The organism is Arenibacter troitsensis (assembly GCF_900177645.1).
GTDB classification, from domain to species: Bacteria; Bacteroidota; Bacteroidia; order Flavobacteriales; family Flavobacteriaceae; genus Arenibacter; species Arenibacter troitsensis.
This window is the reverse complement of the sequence record NZ_FXAO01000004.1, coordinates 268,259-285,143: the sequence shown is the minus strand read 5'-3', so window position 1 is coordinate 285,143 and position 16,885 is coordinate 268,259. Positions and strand designations below refer to the sequence as shown.

The window sequence follows — 16,885 nt, the reverse complement described above, 5'->3', positions numbered from 1 at the left end:
ATGGGACAGAATTTAGAATTATCTTTTCTTTTTCTTTGGATTTTGCCAAGTGTTGAACACGGAATAAACAATCACTTTTTTATTGGTGATTTCATATATAATTAAGAATGGAAAGCGTTTTAAAAATGCTTCTCTATAGGGTTTACGTTTTTGGGGAAAGCATTTGGGGTTGGCTATAATTCGTTCAAAATAGAAATCCAAATGTTCCAAGAATTCCTCGCCTAAACCAATTCTTTTTTCCTCGTAATAGAGATAGGCTTCAATAATTTCTAGATTGGCATCGTTTATAACCTCTAAACTATATGCCATTATTGTGAAGCATTTCTAGCGTTTTGTTTGACTTGTTCCCAAGTTAATGTATTACTTTCTTCATTGACATGGGCTTCCTTACGCTTATCGATCATTTGATATTGTTCTTCACTTAAAGTAAGCTCTTGCTCGTCATTTTGATAGCTTTCCGCTAATGCTTTAATCATTTTTAAAAGCCTTAAGTCTGCCTTATCTATATACTCCCGGACCGTATTTCTTAAATCGATGCTTGCCATAATAATTTCTTATTGCCTATAGTAAAGATACAATTTATATCCCATAAGTTTCTTTCCTTTGAGATCAATAAGGTGATGGTAAACGCAGTTGGCTTTGTTGGGAATGTGGTGAGTATTCTTTTGGGCAAGCCTTAACTCTCTTTTGGCGGGTTTTTATTAATATATCAACCTATTTTTTGGTCAATTCCTGGCTAACTTATGTTCTAAAAGCAGTTGAAAACTGCAATAATCGACGAATTAAGGAATGGAATTTTGCAATTTCTGCGGATATTAGGTTATTTTTGACCCCTAAATAAATGTTGGCTTAGGGATTGCAGCGGCATCCTTTTTATGTTTACCGCGCCTGGCGAAGGTAAACTGAAAAAGATATAGCGGAAAGCCCGACCCCGACTTCCTTGCTCTCTCCTGCAAGGTGTAGACCTACAAGGTCGTCAAGACCTTGCAGGTCCTCCTTGTAGGTGTTGGGAGAGAAGGAAGTTGGGGAAAGCCCCAAGAACTAAAAAGTATGAGCGAAGTAAGACATAACTGGACCAAACAGGAAATACTGGATATTTACAACAAACCCTTTATGGAGCTGCTTTACGAGGCGGCTACCGTACATAGGGAAAACCATGACCCCAATACGGTTCAGGTATCTACCTTGCTATCCATTAAAACCGGGGGTTGCCCTGAGGATTGCGGGTACTGTCCACAGGCTGCACGCTACCACACCAAAGTGGAGGGCAACGACCTTATGACAGTGTCCCAAGTAAAGGCCCAGGCCTTGCGTGCCAAATCCGCTGGAAGTTCTAGAGTGTGTATGGGGGCAGCATGGAGGAACGTTAAGGACGGACCCGAGTTTGATCAGGTGTTGGAAATGGTACGTACCATTAACAAGCTGGATATGGAGGTTTGCTGTACTTTGGGAATGATTACTGAAAATCAGGCGCATCGTTTGGCGGAAGCCGGACTTTATGCTTACAACCATAATTTGGATACTTCTGAGGACTATTATAAAGATGTTATTTCTACCCGTGCTTTTAAGGATCGTTTGGATACCATAGACAATGTCCGCAAAAGTAATGTTACCGTATGTAGCGGTGGAATTATTGGTATGGGCGAGGCTTTGGAAGATAGGGCGGGGATGTTGGTGGCACTTTCCACCTTGGACCCACAACCGGAATCCGTGCCTATTAATGCCCTCGTAGCTGTTGAGGGTACTCCTATGGCCGATTTGCCACCTATTCCAATATGGGATATGGTGCGTATGGTGGCCACTACCCGTATTGTAATGCCCGAAACCCAGGTTCGGTTGTCGGCCGGGCGTACACAAATGAGTAGGGAAGGTCAGGCCATGTGTTTCTTTGCAGGTGCCAACTCTATTTTTGCAGGGGACAAATTGTTGACTACCCCTAATCCTGACGTTAACGAGGATATGGCTATGTTTAAGCTTTTGGGGCTAAACCCGCAAAAGCCCTTTACCAAGGTTTCCCAGCCAAAAACAGTGGAAGCGGAAGACTCCCAATACCAGGGCAAGGGCGAAAAGCCGAAATGGACCAGGCCGGGACATACCATAGATAGGAACGAAGCCGCTAAAAAGAAGGCCAATCTTACTGAGTAATCCTAATATTGGATTATATTTTTAAGATAATTATTTTAGGTTTTTTAACTTTGTTAGCTTTAACAACCAGATTAGATTGAACTTAAAGGAGATTCCTAGGGTAGCCAATATTACCAAAGAAGAGTTTCTCAACAACTATTTTAGGCCACAGAGACCAGTGGTCATAGAAAAGTGTATTGAGGAATGGCCGGCTTATTCCAAATGGAGTTTTGAATATATGAGGCAGGTGGCTGGTAACAAGACAGTTCCGCTATATGACGATCGTCCCGTACATCATAAAGACGGGTTTAACGAGCCCCATGCCACTATGAAAATGTCCGATTATTTGGATCTTTTGCAAAGTGAGCCTACCAAATACCGTATTTTTCTATGGAATATTCTTAAGGAGGTTCCGGAGCTTCAAAAGGATTATACGTTTCCAGATTTTGGCCTTAATTTAATGAAAGGCCTGCCAATGCTTTTTTTTGGAGGGACCAATTCCCATACCTTTATGCATTATGACATTGATCTGGCCAACATTTTTCATTTTCATTTTGCGGGAAAAAAAGAGATCATCCTTTTTGCACAATCTGAAAATAAATACCTATATAAGGTGCCGCATTCGTTAATAACCCATGAAAGCATAGATTTTTCCAATCCCGATTATGAAAAATGGCCTGCATTAAGAAATGCATCCGGGTTTAAAACCCATTTGGAACATGGGGAGGTCTTGTATATGCCCGAAGGGTATTGGCACTATATGAAATATATTACCCCCGGTTTTTCTATGAGTTTAAGGGCAATTGCAAGAAATCCGGTGAACTTGGGGCGGGCCTTCTACAATGTATTGGTCATGCGTTATTACGACAATATTATGCGAAAATTAAAGGGCCAGGAGTGGATAGACTGGAAAAATGCGCAAGCCATAGAAAGGACAAATAAACAGTTGTCCTAGGTATTATATGTAAGGAAAGGAATATCTTTGTCCCCTTTAAATAAAATTACATTAAGAAGATTATTATGAGAAAATTATTGTTTGCATTGGTATTTGTTTTGGCTGCATCATCTGTTAATGCACAGGCATTTCAAGGTAAGGAGGATATGAAATTTCAGATAGGCACCAATTTCCAGGAGAATGGTACTGGAATTGTAGTTACCTATGATTACGGTTTGGGAGAAAACTTCTCACTTGGCCTTTCGTCCTCTTATGTATTGGGAGTGGCAGAATTGATCGATGCCGATTTTGGGGACAGAATAGACCTAAAGGCAAGGTTCAATGCCAATCTGGGCAGTGTTTTTCAGTTAGGTGACAATGTGGATATTTATCCTGGGTTGGACCTTGGTCTTAAAAATTTTGGAGGTCATTTGGGGGTACGCTACTTTTTCAGTGATGGCTTTGGGGTGTTTTCCGAATTAAATGCACCCCTGGCAAAATACAATACGGACAGCCTAACACCGGCTGAGAAATTGCACAATCAGTTTGTATTTACCATCGGAGCTTCTTTTAATCTTAATTAACATATAAGACCCTCGGCCCTTTCACAAAGTAGGGGCTGAAGGTCTATTTTACTTATTGGGAACCAGTTCATATATTTTTTCGTAGACCATTCCACTTTCCCACCCGCGATACAAAAGATAGTCTGCGAGTTTTTTTCTCCGCTTTTGTGCGTCTTTTTCCTTTATTTCAGCCAAGCGTTTTTTTGCCAATGCATTAAACGTTTTAACGTATTCTTTGGGCTCTATTTCCTTCAGGGCCATGTTTATATTATATTTGGAAATCTCCCTGTGCTTCAACTCGTTTACAATTCTGTTTTTACCCCATTTTTTAATATTGAATTTTCCCCTGGCGTAACTTTTGGCAAAGCGTTCTTCATTTAGGAAATTTTCTTGGATCAAATGTGCTACTATCAGGTCTATGGCCTGGGGAATCATGTGCATTTCCCTAAGTTTGGAAATTACCTCCTTATGGCAACGGTCCTGATAGGCGCAATACCCTTCCAACTTTTTGGTGGCTTCGTCTACGGAATAAGAATTTTTTGGTGAAATCATTAGGTCATTAAGGCTCTGGATGGTCAATTGCTCCTGTAAATTTTTTAGAGTATTTCTGTAAAGATACGTTGGTTTGTGGAATTGATAAATCTAGCCTTATATTTTATTCAAGGCCTAAAGTTGCTGGTCTAATAGTGAGGTTATTTTGGAGTTGTTAATTAGTGAAGTATTCATAATGTAATTATATTTACGATTCATAAAAAACAATCTTTAATATGAATAATAAATTTAAGATGTGTGTGTTGGTATATAGCTTTATAATGGCTTTTACAACTTTGTCCTTTGCCCAACAAATAAATCCCATAGAAGGGCGTTGGGATATGGTTATTTCCCAAGAGGGGAAAGACCTTCCATCCTGGTTGGAAATCCGACACTCCGGATCAAGAACATTGGTAGGACGGTTTGTTTATGCCATGGGTAGTGCCAGGCCAATTTCGGAGGTAAAAATGGTGGATGGAAAATTTAGTTTCGCCATACCGCCGCAATGGGAAGACGGCAATACCTATATGGAGTTCGAAGGCAGCATGAGCGGTGATGTATTAAAGGGGACCATGTTGTACACCAATGGTAAGACTTATAACTGGGTGGCTACCCGTGCCCCTAAACTGGAGTATACCAAAAACGCAAAGTGGGGCAAGCCCATAAAATTGTTCAATGGAAAGGATTTAAGTGGATGGCAGGCTATGGGAGAAAACCAGTGGATAGTGGAGTCAGGGGTGCTAAAAAGTCCCAAATCGGGTTCCAATTTGGTTTCGGAACAAAAGTTCGACGATTTTAAATTGCATTTGGAATTCAAGTATCCCAAGGGGAGTAACAGCGGGGTTTACCTACGGGGGCGCTATGAGGTGCAGATTACCGACAGTAAGGGGGCAGAGCCTTCGGATGTTGAATATAGTGGTGTATACGGCTTCCTGACCCCAAATGAGGTGGTGGCCAAGGCTGCTGGGGAATGGCAGGAATATGATATTACCTTGATCGGTAGAAGGGTAACGATTGTGGCCAATGGTGCCCAGGTGATCTGCGATCAGATAATTCCGGGTATTACCGGTGGGGCTTTGGACAGTAAGGAGGGTGAACCAGGACCATTGTATTTCCAAGGGGATCATGGTCCTATAGAGTTTCGGAATATAATTATTACTCCAAGGATAGATTAAATCTGTAGCGTAATTTAATGTGCCAAAACAAAAAAAGCGACTCCGTTATGGAAGTCGCTTTTTCGTTAGTATATGGTTTTACCGTCTTTGTTCTTAAAACGATATTCAAGATACGTGTAGGCATCCCTGGGTTGAATCTTAACCCATCTTTTGTGTTCCAAAAACCATTTGGAACGTATGGATGGAAACCCTTTGGTTAAATAGGCAGCGATAAATGGATGTATGTTTAAGATAATTCCATTATCCTTCGCCGGACCTTTTAAGAGTTTTTCCAGATCTGCATTTATCTTGTCGATCAAAACAATTGGAGCTTCTACCTCCTGACCGGAGCCATTTGGATTTTCCTCACTTGTTTTGATGTTCATTTCGGGTCTAACCCGTTGTCTTGTAATTTGTATAAGCCCAAACTTACTTGGGGGTAGTATTTTGTGTTTGGCCCTGTCATCTTTCATCTCATCCCTAAGGTGATCAAAAAGGCGTCTTCTGTGTTCGCCTTTACCCATGTCGATAAAGTCTACCACGATGATTCCTCCCATATCCCGCAGGCGTAATTGTCTTGCGATCTCGGAGGCGGCCAATAAATTTACTTCTAGGGCAGTGTCTTCCTGATTTTTGGCCTTGTTGGAACGGTTACCGCTGTTAACGTCTATAACGTGTAGCGCCTCCGTATGTTCAATGATTAAATAGGCGCCTTTGCTCATGGAAGCCGTACGGCCGAACGAAGTTTTAATTTGTCTTTCGATCCCAAATTTTTCAAATATGGGAACATTAGAATTATACAATTTTACAATGGATTCTTTTTCCGGTGCAATTTCATGCACATAATCTTTTACTTGCTCAAAAAGCGTTTCGTCATCAACGTGGATTCCGGTAAAGGAATCGTTAAAAACATCCCTAAGAATTGAAGAAGCCCTTGTAAGCTCTACCAACACTTTGGACGGATGCGGTGCTTTTTGGATCTTATTGCACATTACTGACCATTTGTTCAGTAAATTCTGCAAGTCTTTGTCTAGTTCTGCTACTTTTTTGCCTTCTGCTACTGTTCGGATAATAACGCCAAACCCTTTTGGTTTAATACTCCTTACGAGTCTTTTTAACCTATCTTTTTCTTCTTTGCTTTCAATTTTCTGTGAAACTGAAACGCGGTCGGAAAAAGGGACCATGACCAAGTATCGGCCAGCTATGGAAAGTTCAGAGCTTATTCGTGGTCCTTTTGTGGAAATGGGTTCCTTTACTATTTGTACGAGTAAGGATTGATTGGCTTTAATAACATCATTGATGCTACCATTCTTGTCAATATCTTCTTCAAACTGAAAATTACTTAAGGAGTAGTCCTTAAGTTTTCCAGTGCTAACTTTTTTTATGAATTTCAACATAGAAGCTAGTTGCGGCCCCAAATCGTGGTAATGTAGAAAGGCATCTTTCTCATACCCTACATTTACGAAGGCTGCGTTTAGTCCAGTTACCGGCTTTCTTACCTTGGCAATTAAAATATCGCCAACGGCAAAGTCGTTACTGTCTTCTTCTTTGTGTAATTCAGTGAGTTTTCCATCCTTTAGCAAGGCAAAATCCACGGCATTGGAACTAGATCTTACGATTAATTCTCTATTCACCTGAATTAATTTATATTCATCCCACCACTCTAGAAATCAAGAGGGGACAAATGATTAAACAATAATTTGTACAGGTTGTATAAACCCGTCGAAATTCTATTACGAATTTCTATGTCAAGGAACGTATAAAAGGAAAAAGTAGTTGTAACAACTACTTTTTCTTGTGTCGGTTAGCTCTCCGGCGTTTTTTACGCTTGTGGGTAGCTACCTTATGTCTTTTTCTTTTTTTACCACTAGGCATAGAGGTCTACTTTTTTAGATTAATAATATTTTATTTGACTTGTACATTACTTTTTACACCTTCTACAAATACCTTGGCCGGTTTAAAGGCAGGGATGTTGTGTGCGGGGATTTTTATGGTAGTATTTTTGGATATGTTCCTACCTGTCTTTTCAGCTCTTGTTTTAATGATAAAACTGCCGAAACCTCTTAAGTATACGTTGTCTCCGCTTTCTAAAGACGTTTTTACCTCATCCATGAAAGATTCCACAGTTGCTTGCACATCTCCTTTTTCAATTCCCAGTTTTTCTGAGATTTTCGTTACAATTTCCGCTTTCGTCATTTTAACTAAATAAATTTCTAAAGAATTTTTTTTTCGGGATGCAAATATATGAATTAAATTCAATCTTTCCTTGCTAAGGAACTTAATTTTAAGTGGGTAAACCATTACTTTTGTAAATTAGGCCCTTGTAAATGAACTTTTCCAGAATAATTTTAGAGTGGTACGACCTAAATAAAAGGCTTTTGCCTTGGCGCAATACCAATGAGCCCTATCGTATTTGGCTTTCGGAAATAATGTTGCAGCAGACCCGTGTAGCGCAAGGTATACCTTATTATATGAGGTTTGTAGAGGCTTTCCCCACAGTACAGGATTTGTCCTCGGCGTCCGAAGAGCAGGTGCTTAAATTATGGCAAGGTTTGGGGTATTATTCCAGGGCCAGAAACTTACATGCCACAGCAAAAATAATTACTGAAAAATATAATGGAAAATTTCCAGATACCTATAAGGAGCTTTTGCAATTGAAAGGTATTGGGGATTATACGGCCTCTGCAATAGCTTCAATTTGTTTTGGCAGGCCAGAAGCTGTTGTAGATGGGAACGTGTACAGGGTTCTGTCTAGATATTATGGTATAGACCTGCCAATTAATGGTTCGGAGGGTGTTTTATACTTTAAAGAATTGGCCAAAGAAATTATGGATGCCAAAAATATAAGGGACTATAATCAGGGGATTATGGAATTTGGTGCCCTCCAGTGCACTCCTAAAAATCCGGACTGCAATAGCTGTCCCTTGCAGAAATCATGTGTGGCCCTTGCTACTAACCGTATTGATATACTTCCGGTAAAATTAAAAAAGAATAAGGTACGCAATAGGTATTTCAATTATTTGGTGCTGGTGGACGAAAATAAACAGACTTTATTGCAGCAGCGCAAAGGAAATGGTATTTGGCAAAATTTATATGAATTTCCATTGCTGGAAACCGAAAAGTATGTCGGTCACACGGAAGTTGCAGACAATCTAAAGGAATTGGTAGCTCTGGAGGAGCCTTCGGAAATATATCTTTATAACGAAAATAAAATAGTTCATAAACTTTCGCATCAACATTTGCATACTAGGTTTTGGATCATCACCTTTGAATCCAATCTTGAAAATGGAATACAAATAGCTGAACTTCATAAATATCCTGTTCCAGTTTTAATTGCAGATTTTATAAAAACGTTTAAAATTTAGTACTTTTGGACTTTACTTTGAGTTATGAGCGGAACACTAAATAAGGTAATGCTGATCGGGCATTTGGGAGATGAGGTTAAAATTCACTTTTTTGAAGGGGGAAACTGTATAGGGAGATTCCCATTGGCTACCAATGAGACCTATACCAATAAGCAGACTGGTGAAAGGGTAACCAATACGGACTGGCATAATATAGTGGTTCGGAACAAGGCAGCTGAAATTTGCGAAAAATACTTAAGTAAAGGGGATAAGATATACGTTGAAGGCCGACTTAAAAACCGTCAGTGGCAGGGAGAAGATGGGAATACCAGGTATACTACCGAGGTGCATGTTCAGGATTTTACTTTTCTGACCACAAAAAAGGAGAGTATGGCCAATGCGCAAACAAGCAGCCAGAATCAACCACAACAGGGTGCCCCTGCCACAACAAATAAGGCTAATGAGCCGTTAGGTAACAACGGACCTGAAGAGGAAGATGATTTACCATTTTAGATTAATTAAATTTAAAGACTGACTATTGGACCCAGACCCCCTTAGTTTATTATTGAATTTTATTGCAATCGATAACGGTTTTGCTTTTAAAATCGTATTACTTTTTATTTTGTTGACTTTTTCCGCCCTTATTTCTGGGGCTGAAGTTGCTTTTTTTGGCCTTTCCCAAACCGAAATTAATGAGATAGCGGAAAAAAAGACGGCCAAAGGGAAAATCATTGTTACGCTCCTGGACCGTCCCAAAAAACTTTTGGCCACTATATTGATTGCGAACAATGCCATAAATATAGGGGTAGTATTATTGTTCAACAATATAGGCGACACCATTTTTGCTGAAATTACCTATGTTATTTTAGGACTTGTTCCGGTGCGCTTTCTCTTGGAAGTAGTAGTGGTTACCTTTTTAATATTGATGTTTGGTGAAATTTTGCCGAAAGTATACGCCAATCGCAATAGACATACCTTTGCCTTTTTTATGGCCTTTCCTTTAAAGGTATTGGATTTCCTATTTTCACCTTTAAGTCTGCCAATGAGGTCTGCTACCATTTTCCTGTACAATAAATTGGGAAAACAGAAGTCCAATCTTAATGTGGGACATTTGTCCCAAGCCTTGGAGCTCACGTCCGAGGGTGATACTACGGTGGAGGAACAAAAAATTCTAGAGGGGATCGTCTCTTTTGGAAATACGGATACCAAACAGGTAATGCGACCTAGGATCGATATTTTTGCCCTTAATGAGGAAATGAAGTTCCCAGAGGTTTTGGCAGAAATTAAAACTCATGGATACTCCAGAATACCCGTTTTTTCACAAAATATGGACAATGTCTTGGGAGTACTGTATGTTAAGGATCTCTTGCCTTATATAGACCGAAAAACCTTTAATTGGATGTCCCTGATCAGGGAGCCTTATTTTGTTCCGGAGAATAAAAAATTGGACAATTTGCTGCTCGATTTCCAGACCAAGAAAAATCATTTGGCCATTGTGGTGGATGAGTATGGGGGTACTTCGGGAATAGTTACGCTTGAAGATATTATTGAAGAAATTGTTGGGGATATCAGTGATGAGTTTGATGATGAGGACCTAATTTTTTCCAAGTTGGACGATTTTAACTTTGTCTTCGATGGTAAAACAGCTCTCAAGGATTTTTATAGAGTGGCCAAAATTGAGGATGAGGATGATTTTGAGGAGAAAAAAGGGGAATCCGAAACAGTTGCAGGTTTTGTCCTTGAAATTGCAGGTAGCTTCCCTAAAAGGGGTGAAGTGGTAAAGTTCAAAAATTATCAATTTATTGTAGAGAGCCTGGATAAAAAGCGATTGAAACAAATAAAAATTACATTGCCCCATGAAGCGTAGCCTTGGACTTATTGTTATATTGTTATCTCTTGTGTCGGCGTGTAAGGACGATGTTTTGCCGAAGCCTAAGGCAATGCTTAGGTTGGAATATCCAGCAGCTAAGGAAGCATTGTTGGAATCGGAACACTTTTCCATCAAGTACAATGAAATGGCCAAATTAAAATCGGAGTCCAATAACTCCTTTACATTGGACTATCCCCTAATGAAAGGTTCTATTTTTATTAATTATAAGGTAGTGAACGGTAATTTGGACAAACTGCTTACCGATGCCCAAAAACTTAGCTATGAGCATGTTGTAAAGGCCGATGGCATTTATGAGGAACCTGTAGTAAATGAGCCATATAACGTATATGGGATGTATTATGAAGTAAAGGGCAATGCGGCCTCACAATCCCAGTTTTATGTAACGGACAGTACAAAACACTTTGTGACCGGGTCATTGTATTTTTATGCCAAACCTAATTACGATTCCATTTTACCGGCTGCGGTGCATCTACAAAAGGATATTCGTAAAATTATTGAATCCTTACGATGGAAGGAGTAGGATTGTCCTAATTGCTTTGCAATAAATCTTCCGCCTGCTTAATGCTGGAATTTATTTGATCCTTCAGGGCTTTCACTTTAGTTTCTTCCTCATCCAGCCATTTTTGTTTTTCCTCCGTCAATGCTTTTCCGTTAAGTATCTCGTCGCCATCAAAACGATCGCCGAAGCCTTTCATCCAATCCATCATGGCCTTGTGTGCCTCCTTTAGATCCTCCCTTGCTGCCGCGTAATTATCGGAAGAGCTGTCGTTCGTAATTTTTTCGTCCAATTGGGACACTAATTTGCTTATAGTTCCCATTTTTGGCATTACCTCGTCATGAACGGCCATTACGCTTTTCATTTGTGAATTCTCCTTGTTTTGATCTTTACAGGAGTAGACTGCCGCGATTAGGACAGATAGAATGAGGATTAATTTAATTTTTGTCATTGGGTAAAGTTTATAGCTATTAAAGATGGTCAAAGTGACCATTAAGTTGTTCTTTTTGATGGGCAGACTGTTTTTTAAAAGGTCGGCGACATTACTTTTAAGATAGCAAAGATACTGAATTATCAACCTTCTATAACTGCATTTGAAATCCATTTTGGCTAAAATCGATGGGCGTTATATGGGGTACTTAAAATTGCTTTTTATGATAATTCCAACAAAATATAGCTTATAACCCCAATGATACCAATATCATCAACAAGCCTTTGGGCAAGGAATATGCCACTTAACCTTTATTGACGTTAGTTCTACGGTGGAGCTAAGGCAATTAGTGGTCAAAATCGATTACAAAATCAATTCCTTGTTAATTTGCGTGCATAAATCATTAAAATTCTGTAAATTAAATGCATAACCTAAAAATTCTATACCATGAAACTATTTGCACTCCCTATTAGGTTTGGCATAGCTGTTAGCGGCTCATTAATTGCCTATTTCTTATTGTTGTCCCTTTTTAATCTTCACACCAATATTTTTTATAGTCTTTTTAATGGTGTAATAACGGGGTTTGGAATATATGAGGCCATAAAATACTTTAGGCTTAAGGAAGGACCAGCTTTTAATTACGGCAAAGGTTTTACTGCCGGGATTGTAACCGGTTTTGTAGGCACATTGATTTTCACAATATTTTTCGCCTTTTATGCCACGGAGATAAATCTGGGATTTTTGGATGAACTCTCCAAAGTATGGTTTAGGGATTATAATACATCGGAGGGTATAGTTTTCTTTACCGTGGCCATAATGGGCTTTGCCACTACCTTGGTATTGACCCTTTCATTTATGCAATTGTTCAAGACCTCCAACAACCTTAAAAGAAAATCGGTTTAAAAAACTCAAAAATCACTTGTGGATTAAGGATTTAGCAGTATATTTGCACCCGCCTAAGTAAATATTAGGCTTGTTCTTAAATTTATAAATAACACAAGCTATGTACGCAATTGTAGAGATAGCAGGGCAGCAATTTAAAGTTGCGAAAGACCAAAAAGTGTATGTTCACCGTTTACAAGACGAAGAAGGTAGCAAAGTAACCTTTGATAACGTTCTTTTGTTGGAAGATGGCAGTAACATTACAATTGGCGCCCCAGCTATAGACGGAGCCGCTGTTGAGGCTAAAGTCATTAAGCACCTAAAAGGTGATAAGGTAATTGTCTTTAAAAAGAAAAGACGTAAAGGTTACAAAAAGAAAAACGGTCACCGTCAATATTTGACTGAACTGGTAATAGAAGGTATCATTGCCTCTGGAGCCAAAAAATCGGAGAAAAAAGCGGAACCAAAAAAAGAAGCTAAGCCTGCCGCTAAAAAAGCAGAGGTAAAAGCGGAAGCACCAAAGAAGGTGGAAGCGGAAGCTACTGAGGATTTGAGTAAAAACACGGTTGCCGAGCTAAGGGAAATGGCAAAAGCTAAAGGAGTTGAAGGTTATTCTTCAATGAAAAAAGCAGAATTAATTGCCGCTTTAAGTTAATAACAAGAATTAAAACAATATATCATGGCACATAAGAAAGGTGTAGGTAGTTCTAAAAACGGTAGGGAATCAGAATCAAAACGCTTGGGCGTTAAGATTTTTGGTGGACAAGCTGCCATTGCTGGGAACATCATTGTAAGACAACGTGGTACTAAGCATAACCCAGGTGAAAATGTTTATGCTGGAAAAGATCATACCTTGCATGCAAGGGTAGATGGTCTTGTAAAATTCCAGAAGAAAGCTGGAGGCAAATCATATGTTTCTATTGAGCCATTTGAAGCTTAATATATTCTAGCTTTATAAAGTTTAAAAAACTCTTTCCTTAATATTGGAAAGAGTTTTTTTGTTTATACGGACTCTGCTGAATGCTGTCTTTGTTTTACCACTTCTGATTTCTAAAATTCTTGGCCTTGGCAAAAGCAACCGTTTCTGATAAATAATCCACTAGGTCGTATTTGGGGATGGGCAATATACTTTCCAACAAACGAGTATCCCATTCATTGGGTTTGGAGGTCATGTAGGGGTGTAAATGTAGCCCAATGGTCTCGTAGTAAAACTCTTCCAACTTTGAAGAAAATCCTGTGGCAGTATTAATTTGATTTTCGGTAAAACTATAATTGTTGAAGCCTACCACCTTCAAAATTTTGGCAATGCCTTTCTTCATGTTCGTCTCTTCAGAATTAACAATGTTCAATTGTTCTATATTCGTATTGATCACTAGGGCAATGACCTGTGCGGCATAGTCCGTTGGAATGATATTTAACCCGGTGCCTGTCTTGGTCGTAATACGTATAACATCCTGGGAGTTGTTATTGTGAAAAAACTTCGCAAAAAGGTAAAATACCATGTATTTTGATATAAAATAATTTGGGCTCCCATAAATATTTCCTCCTAAAACACTGGGTCGTAAAATTTGTATTGGAATATTGTTCGCCTTACCAGACTCTAAGAGGAACTTTTCCGAAGCGTGTTTTGAGGCTTCGTAATGGTTGCGGTAGTAACCTTTATTAATGTTGGTATAATCGTTATGCATTAATCCGCCTATATTCCCTGCGGCAAATGCTGTACTTATATAGATGAATTTTGCAATATGATTGCGGTACGCATTGAAAATATCTTTGGTAAACTGCAGGTTTTGATTGAATATTTCCTCCTTGGCGGAAGGATCCGTAGATAAATTGACAAACCCGGCCGAGTGTATAAAATAATCCAGAGTATTGTTTCCTAAAAAAGAGGGCGGATTTAACAATTCTTCCGCATCTACCGTGACTATTTTTTTTTGTACATCTACAAGGTTCTTCTTTATGAAATCCGTTGCGTATTCACTTGATACGACATTTTTAATACGTTGTTCCGGGCTAACCGAAGTTTTTTTTCGAACAGGGAGGTAAATGGTGTCAATACCTTGAAAGTGTAATTCCAAAAGTGAAAATAATACCCTAGAACCTAAGGTTCCAGTGGCTCCCGTTAAGAGTATGTTCATTAAGTTGATGTAGGAATTAAAAAATCAAAATCCTTATCGGTTTGAGTTTGATAAGGATTTTGATTTTGTATTAAAATGGATTCTTAAATCTTTCCAAACAAGAAAGGAATCTAGTATCTGTAATAATCGGGCTTAAAAGGACCCTCAACGGTTACTCCAATGTATTCTGCCTGTTCAGGTCTTAAAGTTTCCAGTTCCACTCCCAATCGGGCTAAGTGCAAGGCGGCCACCTTTTCGTCCAAATGTTTTGGAAGCATATATACATCGTTGTTGTATTTGTCGCTATGGTTCCAAAGTTCTATTTGTGCCAGGGTTTGGTTGGTGAACGAGTTGCTCATTACAAAACTTGGATGACCGGTAGCACATCCCAAGTTTACCAATCTACCTTCTGCCAAAACAATAATATCTTTTCCGTCCAGGGTATATTTATCTACCTGTGGTTTTATTTCATCCTTGGTATGGCCGTAATTCTTGTTCAGCCATGCCATATCTATTTCATTGTCGAAATGGCCAATATTGCACACTATGACTTTGTCTTTCATGGCTTTAAAATGATGCGACTGTATAATGTCCTTATTTCCAGTAGTAGTTATAACGATATCGGCATTTCCAACAACAGTATCCATTTTCTTCACCTCAAATCCGTCCATAGCTGCCTGTAGTGCACAAATAGGATCAATTTCGGTAACCGTAACAATAGAACCTGCCCCCTTGAAAGATGCGGCTGTACCTTTTCCTACATCGCCATATCCGGCAACTACAACCCTTTTACCTGCAAGCATTGTATCCGTAGCCCTTCTGATGGCATCCACTGCACTCTCCCTACAACCGTACTTGTTGTCGAATTTGGATTTGGTGACAGAATCGTTAACATTGATGGCGGGCATGGGCAAGGTTCCTTTTTTTACCCTCTCATAAAGTCTATGAACACCAGTGGTAGTCTCTTCGGAAAGGCCTTTGATGCCTGAAGCCAATTCTGGGTATTTGTCCAATACCATATTGGTAAGGTCGCCCCCGTCATCCAAGATCATGTTTAAGGGTTGGCGATCTTCACCGAAAAACAAGGTCTGTTCAATGGCCCAATTAAATTCTTCCTCGTTCATTCCCTTCCAAGCGTATACGGGAACTCCGGCAGCGGCAATAGCAGCAGCGGCCTGATCTTGGGTAGAGAATATATTGCAGGAACTCCAGGTTACCTCGGCGCCTAGGGCTACTAAAGTCTCAATGAGTACCGCTGTCTGTATGGTCATATGCAAACATCCGGCTATGCGGGCGCCTTTAAGAGGCTGTTCTTTTCCGTACTCTTCCCTTAAGGACATTAGGCCGGGCATTTCGGCTTCCGCAAGTTCAATTTCTTTTCTTCCCCATTTGGCCAAGCCAATATCTTTTACTTTATAGGGTACGTAAGGAATGGTTTTAGTACTCATAAACTTTTTTTGTTGTAGTTAGCTGTTCGTATTCTAATGCAAATAAATCGGAGGAATGGATCAAAAGCAATATAAATGAAGAATATCTTCGATTAGCCTATTTCTTCTCCTTTTTTATTTTTATTTTAGTAATAGAACAATATTCTTATATTTTGCATTTGCAAAGGTAGTAATAACTTAAATAATCTAATGCCTCTTTACAAAACAATAACAGTTAACGACGGTACTAAAGTGCTGATTTGGAAAGTTGAAGAGTCGGAATCCCAACTTTCTGAAGGGGTTGTGCTTACCTCTCATTGCCAAAAGCGAATGATGGGCATGAAGTCGGAATTGCATAGAAGGGGGTTTTTGAGCATTAGGCATTTAATGGCGATAGAGGGCTATGTTGACCATGATCTATTTTATGACGAGTCGGGCAAACCTCATTTGACCGACGGCAAGTTTATCTCCATTACACACTCCCATGAATTTACGGGCATTATTATTTCAGATAGCAAAGAGGTAGGGATCGACATTGAAATGCAGCGCGATAAGATTCTAAGAATAGCCAACAAATATACCCCTCTGGAGGAATATAAAACCGTTGCAAATGCGGATGCCTTGGTAAGAAAACTTACTATTGTATGGGGTGCCAAAGAATCCTTGTACAAGATATATGCCCAACACGGCCTAAGTTTTTTACATCATATAGATATTACGGATTTTTCCTTGTCCGACTCCGAGACTACCGGTACCATTCTTTACAAAGGTAAAACCTCCCATTACAATATTATATTTTTAGAGTTCGAAGGATATACCTGTGTGTATGCCATTAAAAATTAGTGGTCCGGAATCCAACTTGGGCTGCCCTTTCCTAGCCAATTTTAATGCTTCATAATCTTGGTACAAGTTGATGGTCTTGGGTGTTGATCCATATAATAAAATTGGTAATTGAAAAGTAATTTTCCTGATAAACCTTAAGAGTTTTAAGG

At 39.3% G+C, this 16,885-nt stretch carries 20 protein-coding genes; 12 read left to right on the top strand and 8 right to left on the bottom strand.

What is annotated here, in order from left to right; genetic code table 11:
- Window positions 1–18: 18 nt before the first annotated feature.
- A complete protein-coding gene (locus B9Y87_RS10860) occupies window positions 19–309 on the bottom strand; it encodes a type II toxin-antitoxin system RelE/ParE family toxin (RefSeq protein ID WP_072860455.1) in 291 nt (96 codons plus the stop codon).
- Complete coding sequence (locus B9Y87_RS10855) at window positions 309–545, bottom strand: hypothetical protein (RefSeq protein ID WP_085498935.1); 237 nt, start codon at window positions 543–545, stop codon at window positions 309–311. Before B9Y87_RS10855 ends, B9Y87_RS10860 begins: the two co-directional genes overlap by 1 nt.
- 505 nt (window positions 546–1,050) lie before the next feature.
- Between B9Y87_RS10855 and bioB the strand changes: the two genes are divergently transcribed.
- From bioB to B9Y87_RS10840, 3 genes are all read left to right on the top strand, one after another.
- Window positions 1,051–2,145: a biotin synthase BioB gene (bioB, locus tag B9Y87_RS10850; RefSeq protein WP_085498933.1), complete on the top strand. Its 1,095-nt coding sequence runs from the start codon at window positions 1,051–1,053 to the stop codon at window positions 2,143–2,145.
- Window positions 2,146–2,215: 70 nt separating this feature from the next.
- Window positions 2,216–3,079, top strand: a complete 864-nt coding sequence (locus B9Y87_RS10845) for a cupin-like domain-containing protein (protein ID WP_085498932.1) — start codon at window positions 2,216–2,218, stop codon at window positions 3,077–3,079.
- Between the two features lie 65 nt (window positions 3,080–3,144).
- Window positions 3,145–3,642 carry a DUF6646 family protein gene (locus tag B9Y87_RS10840; protein ID WP_085498930.1) on the top strand — a complete coding sequence of 166 codons (498 nt, stop codon included), beginning with the start codon at window positions 3,145–3,147 and terminating at the stop codon, window positions 3,640–3,642.
- Window positions 3,643–3,690: 48 nt separating this feature from the next.
- Here the strand turns inward: B9Y87_RS10840 and B9Y87_RS10835 are convergent, their stop codons facing one another.
- Window positions 3,691–4,173 (bottom strand): regulatory protein RecX, encoded by a 483-nt coding sequence (locus tag B9Y87_RS10835; RefSeq protein ID WP_085498928.1) that lies wholly within the window; start codon window positions 4,171–4,173, stop codon window positions 3,691–3,693.
- A 215-nt stretch (window positions 4,174–4,388) separates the two neighbouring features.
- Here B9Y87_RS10835 and B9Y87_RS10830 point away from each other — a divergent pair, with 215 nt between their 5' ends.
- Window positions 4,389–5,327, top strand: coding sequence for a 3-keto-disaccharide hydrolase (locus B9Y87_RS10830; RefSeq protein ID WP_085498926.1), 939 nt, complete (start codon window positions 4,389–4,391; stop codon window positions 5,325–5,327).
- 65 nt (window positions 5,328–5,392) lie between these two features.
- Here the strand turns inward: B9Y87_RS10830 and B9Y87_RS10825 are convergent, their stop codons facing one another.
- Together B9Y87_RS10825 and B9Y87_RS10820 are read right to left on the bottom strand one after the other, a co-directional pair.
- Window positions 5,393–6,940, bottom strand: a complete 1,548-nt coding sequence (locus B9Y87_RS10825; protein ID WP_072860462.1) for an Rne/Rng family ribonuclease — start codon at window positions 6,938–6,940, stop codon at window positions 5,393–5,395.
- Between the two features lie 271 nt (window positions 6,941–7,211).
- Complete coding sequence (locus B9Y87_RS10820) at window positions 7,212–7,502, bottom strand: HU family DNA-binding protein (protein WP_031445631.1); 291 nt, start codon at window positions 7,500–7,502, stop codon at window positions 7,212–7,214.
- Window positions 7,503–7,633: 131 nt separating this feature from the next.
- On the opposite strand from B9Y87_RS10820, the gene mutY reads away from it, so the two are divergent.
- The 4 genes from mutY to gldD are packed head-to-tail and all read left to right on the top strand — an operon-like array spanning window position 7,634 to window position 11,061.
- The gene (mutY, locus tag B9Y87_RS10815; protein ID WP_085498924.1) at window positions 7,634–8,671 is read left to right on the top strand and encodes an A/G-specific adenine glycosylase; all 1,038 of its coding nucleotides are present in this window, start codon (window positions 7,634–7,636) and stop codon (window positions 8,669–8,671) included.
- A 24-nt stretch (window positions 8,672–8,695) separates the two neighbouring features.
- Window positions 8,696–9,163 (top strand): single-stranded DNA-binding protein, encoded by a 468-nt coding sequence (locus tag B9Y87_RS10810; RefSeq protein ID WP_085498922.1) that lies wholly within the window; start codon window positions 8,696–8,698, stop codon window positions 9,161–9,163.
- A 25-nt stretch (window positions 9,164–9,188) separates the two neighbouring features.
- Window positions 9,189–10,517 carry a gliding motility-associated protein GldE gene (locus B9Y87_RS10805; protein WP_085498920.1) on the top strand — a complete coding sequence of 443 codons (1,329 nt, stop codon included), beginning with the start codon at window positions 9,189–9,191 and terminating at the stop codon, window positions 10,515–10,517.
- A complete protein-coding gene (gldD, locus tag B9Y87_RS10800; RefSeq protein WP_085498919.1) occupies window positions 10,507–11,061 on the top strand; it encodes a gliding motility lipoprotein GldD in 555 nt (184 codons plus the stop codon). Before B9Y87_RS10805 ends, gldD begins: the two co-directional genes overlap by 11 nt.
- A gap of 7 nt (window positions 11,062–11,068) precedes the next feature.
- On the opposite strand, the gene B9Y87_RS10795 is transcribed toward gldD, so the two are convergent.
- Window positions 11,069–11,488 (bottom strand): hypothetical protein, encoded by a 420-nt coding sequence (locus B9Y87_RS10795; protein ID WP_085499248.1) that lies wholly within the window; start codon window positions 11,486–11,488, stop codon window positions 11,069–11,071.
- 426 nt (window positions 11,489–11,914) lie between these two features.
- On the opposite strand from B9Y87_RS10795, the gene B9Y87_RS10790 reads away from it, so the two are divergent.
- From B9Y87_RS10790 to rpmA, 3 genes are all read left to right on the top strand, one after another.
- Window positions 11,915–12,370, top strand: coding sequence for a DUF4199 domain-containing protein (locus B9Y87_RS10790; protein WP_085498918.1), 456 nt, complete (start codon window positions 11,915–11,917; stop codon window positions 12,368–12,370).
- Window positions 12,371–12,470: 100 nt separating this feature from the next.
- A complete protein-coding gene (gene rplU, locus B9Y87_RS10785; protein ID WP_085498915.1) occupies window positions 12,471–13,004 on the top strand; it encodes a 50S ribosomal protein L21 in 534 nt (177 codons plus the stop codon).
- A 24-nt stretch (window positions 13,005–13,028) separates the two neighbouring features.
- Window positions 13,029–13,289, top strand: coding sequence for a 50S ribosomal protein L27 (rpmA, locus tag B9Y87_RS10780; protein WP_085498913.1), 261 nt, complete (start codon window positions 13,029–13,031; stop codon window positions 13,287–13,289).
- 94 nt (window positions 13,290–13,383) lie between these two features.
- Here rpmA and B9Y87_RS10775 read toward each other — a convergent pair whose 3' ends face one another.
- Entirely contained in the window at window positions 13,384–14,487 is a 1,104-nt protein-coding gene (locus B9Y87_RS10775; RefSeq protein WP_085498912.1) for an SDR family oxidoreductase, read from the bottom strand.
- A gap of 110 nt (window positions 14,488–14,597) precedes the next feature.
- Window positions 14,598–15,914, bottom strand: coding sequence for an adenosylhomocysteinase (gene ahcY / locus B9Y87_RS10770; protein ID WP_085498910.1), 1,317 nt, complete (start codon window positions 15,912–15,914; stop codon window positions 14,598–14,600).
- Window positions 15,915–16,103: 189 nt separating this feature from the next.
- Here ahcY and B9Y87_RS10765 point away from each other — a divergent pair, with 189 nt between their 5' ends.
- Window positions 16,104–16,736: a 4'-phosphopantetheinyl transferase family protein gene (locus tag B9Y87_RS10765; RefSeq protein WP_085498908.1), complete on the top strand. Its 633-nt coding sequence runs from the start codon at window positions 16,104–16,106 to the stop codon at window positions 16,734–16,736.
- Window positions 16,737–16,885 lie beyond the last annotated feature (149 nt).

Coding starts and splice junctions, on each gene's coding strand:
- gldD (WP_085498919.1), top strand. CDS start 10,507: ATGAAGCGTAGCCTTGGACTTATTGTTATATTGTTATCTCTTGTGTCG.
- B9Y87_RS10835 (WP_085498928.1), bottom strand. CDS start 4,173: ATGATTTCACCAAAAAATTCTTATTCCGTAGACGAAGCCACCAAAAAG.
- rpmA (WP_085498913.1), top strand. CDS start 13,029: ATGGCACATAAGAAAGGTGTAGGTAGTTCTAAAAACGGTAGGGAATCA.
- B9Y87_RS10795 (WP_085499248.1), bottom strand. CDS start 11,488: ATGACAAAAATTAAATTAATCCTCATTCTATCTGTCCTAATCGCGGCA.
- B9Y87_RS10860 (WP_072860455.1), bottom strand. CDS start 309: ATGGCATATAGTTTAGAGGTTATAAACGATGCCAATCTAGAAATTATT.
- rplU (WP_085498915.1), top strand. CDS start 12,471: ATGTACGCAATTGTAGAGATAGCAGGGCAGCAATTTAAAGTTGCGAAA.
- B9Y87_RS10790 (WP_085498918.1), top strand. CDS start 11,915: ATGAAACTATTTGCACTCCCTATTAGGTTTGGCATAGCTGTTAGCGGC.
- B9Y87_RS10820 (WP_031445631.1), bottom strand. CDS start 7,502: ATGACGAAAGCGGAAATTGTAACGAAAATCTCAGAAAAACTGGGAATT.
- B9Y87_RS10810 (WP_085498922.1), top strand. CDS start 8,696: ATGAGCGGAACACTAAATAAGGTAATGCTGATCGGGCATTTGGGAGAT.
- bioB (WP_085498933.1), top strand. CDS start 1,051: ATGAGCGAAGTAAGACATAACTGGACCAAACAGGAAATACTGGATATT.
- B9Y87_RS10855 (WP_085498935.1), bottom strand. CDS start 545: ATGGCAAGCATCGATTTAAGAAATACGGTCCGGGAGTATATAGATAAG.
- B9Y87_RS10765 (WP_085498908.1), top strand. CDS start 16,104: ATGCCTCTTTACAAAACAATAACAGTTAACGACGGTACTAAAGTGCTG.
- B9Y87_RS10775 (WP_085498912.1), bottom strand. CDS start 14,487: ATGAACATACTCTTAACGGGAGCCACTGGAACCTTAGGTTCTAGGGTA.
- ahcY (WP_085498910.1), bottom strand. CDS start 15,914: ATGAGTACTAAAACCATTCCTTACGTACCCTATAAAGTAAAAGATATT.
- B9Y87_RS10840 (WP_085498930.1), top strand. CDS start 3,145: ATGAGAAAATTATTGTTTGCATTGGTATTTGTTTTGGCTGCATCATCT.
- B9Y87_RS10830 (WP_085498926.1), top strand. CDS start 4,389: ATGAATAATAAATTTAAGATGTGTGTGTTGGTATATAGCTTTATAATG.
- mutY (WP_085498924.1), top strand. CDS start 7,634: ATGAACTTTTCCAGAATAATTTTAGAGTGGTACGACCTAAATAAAAGG.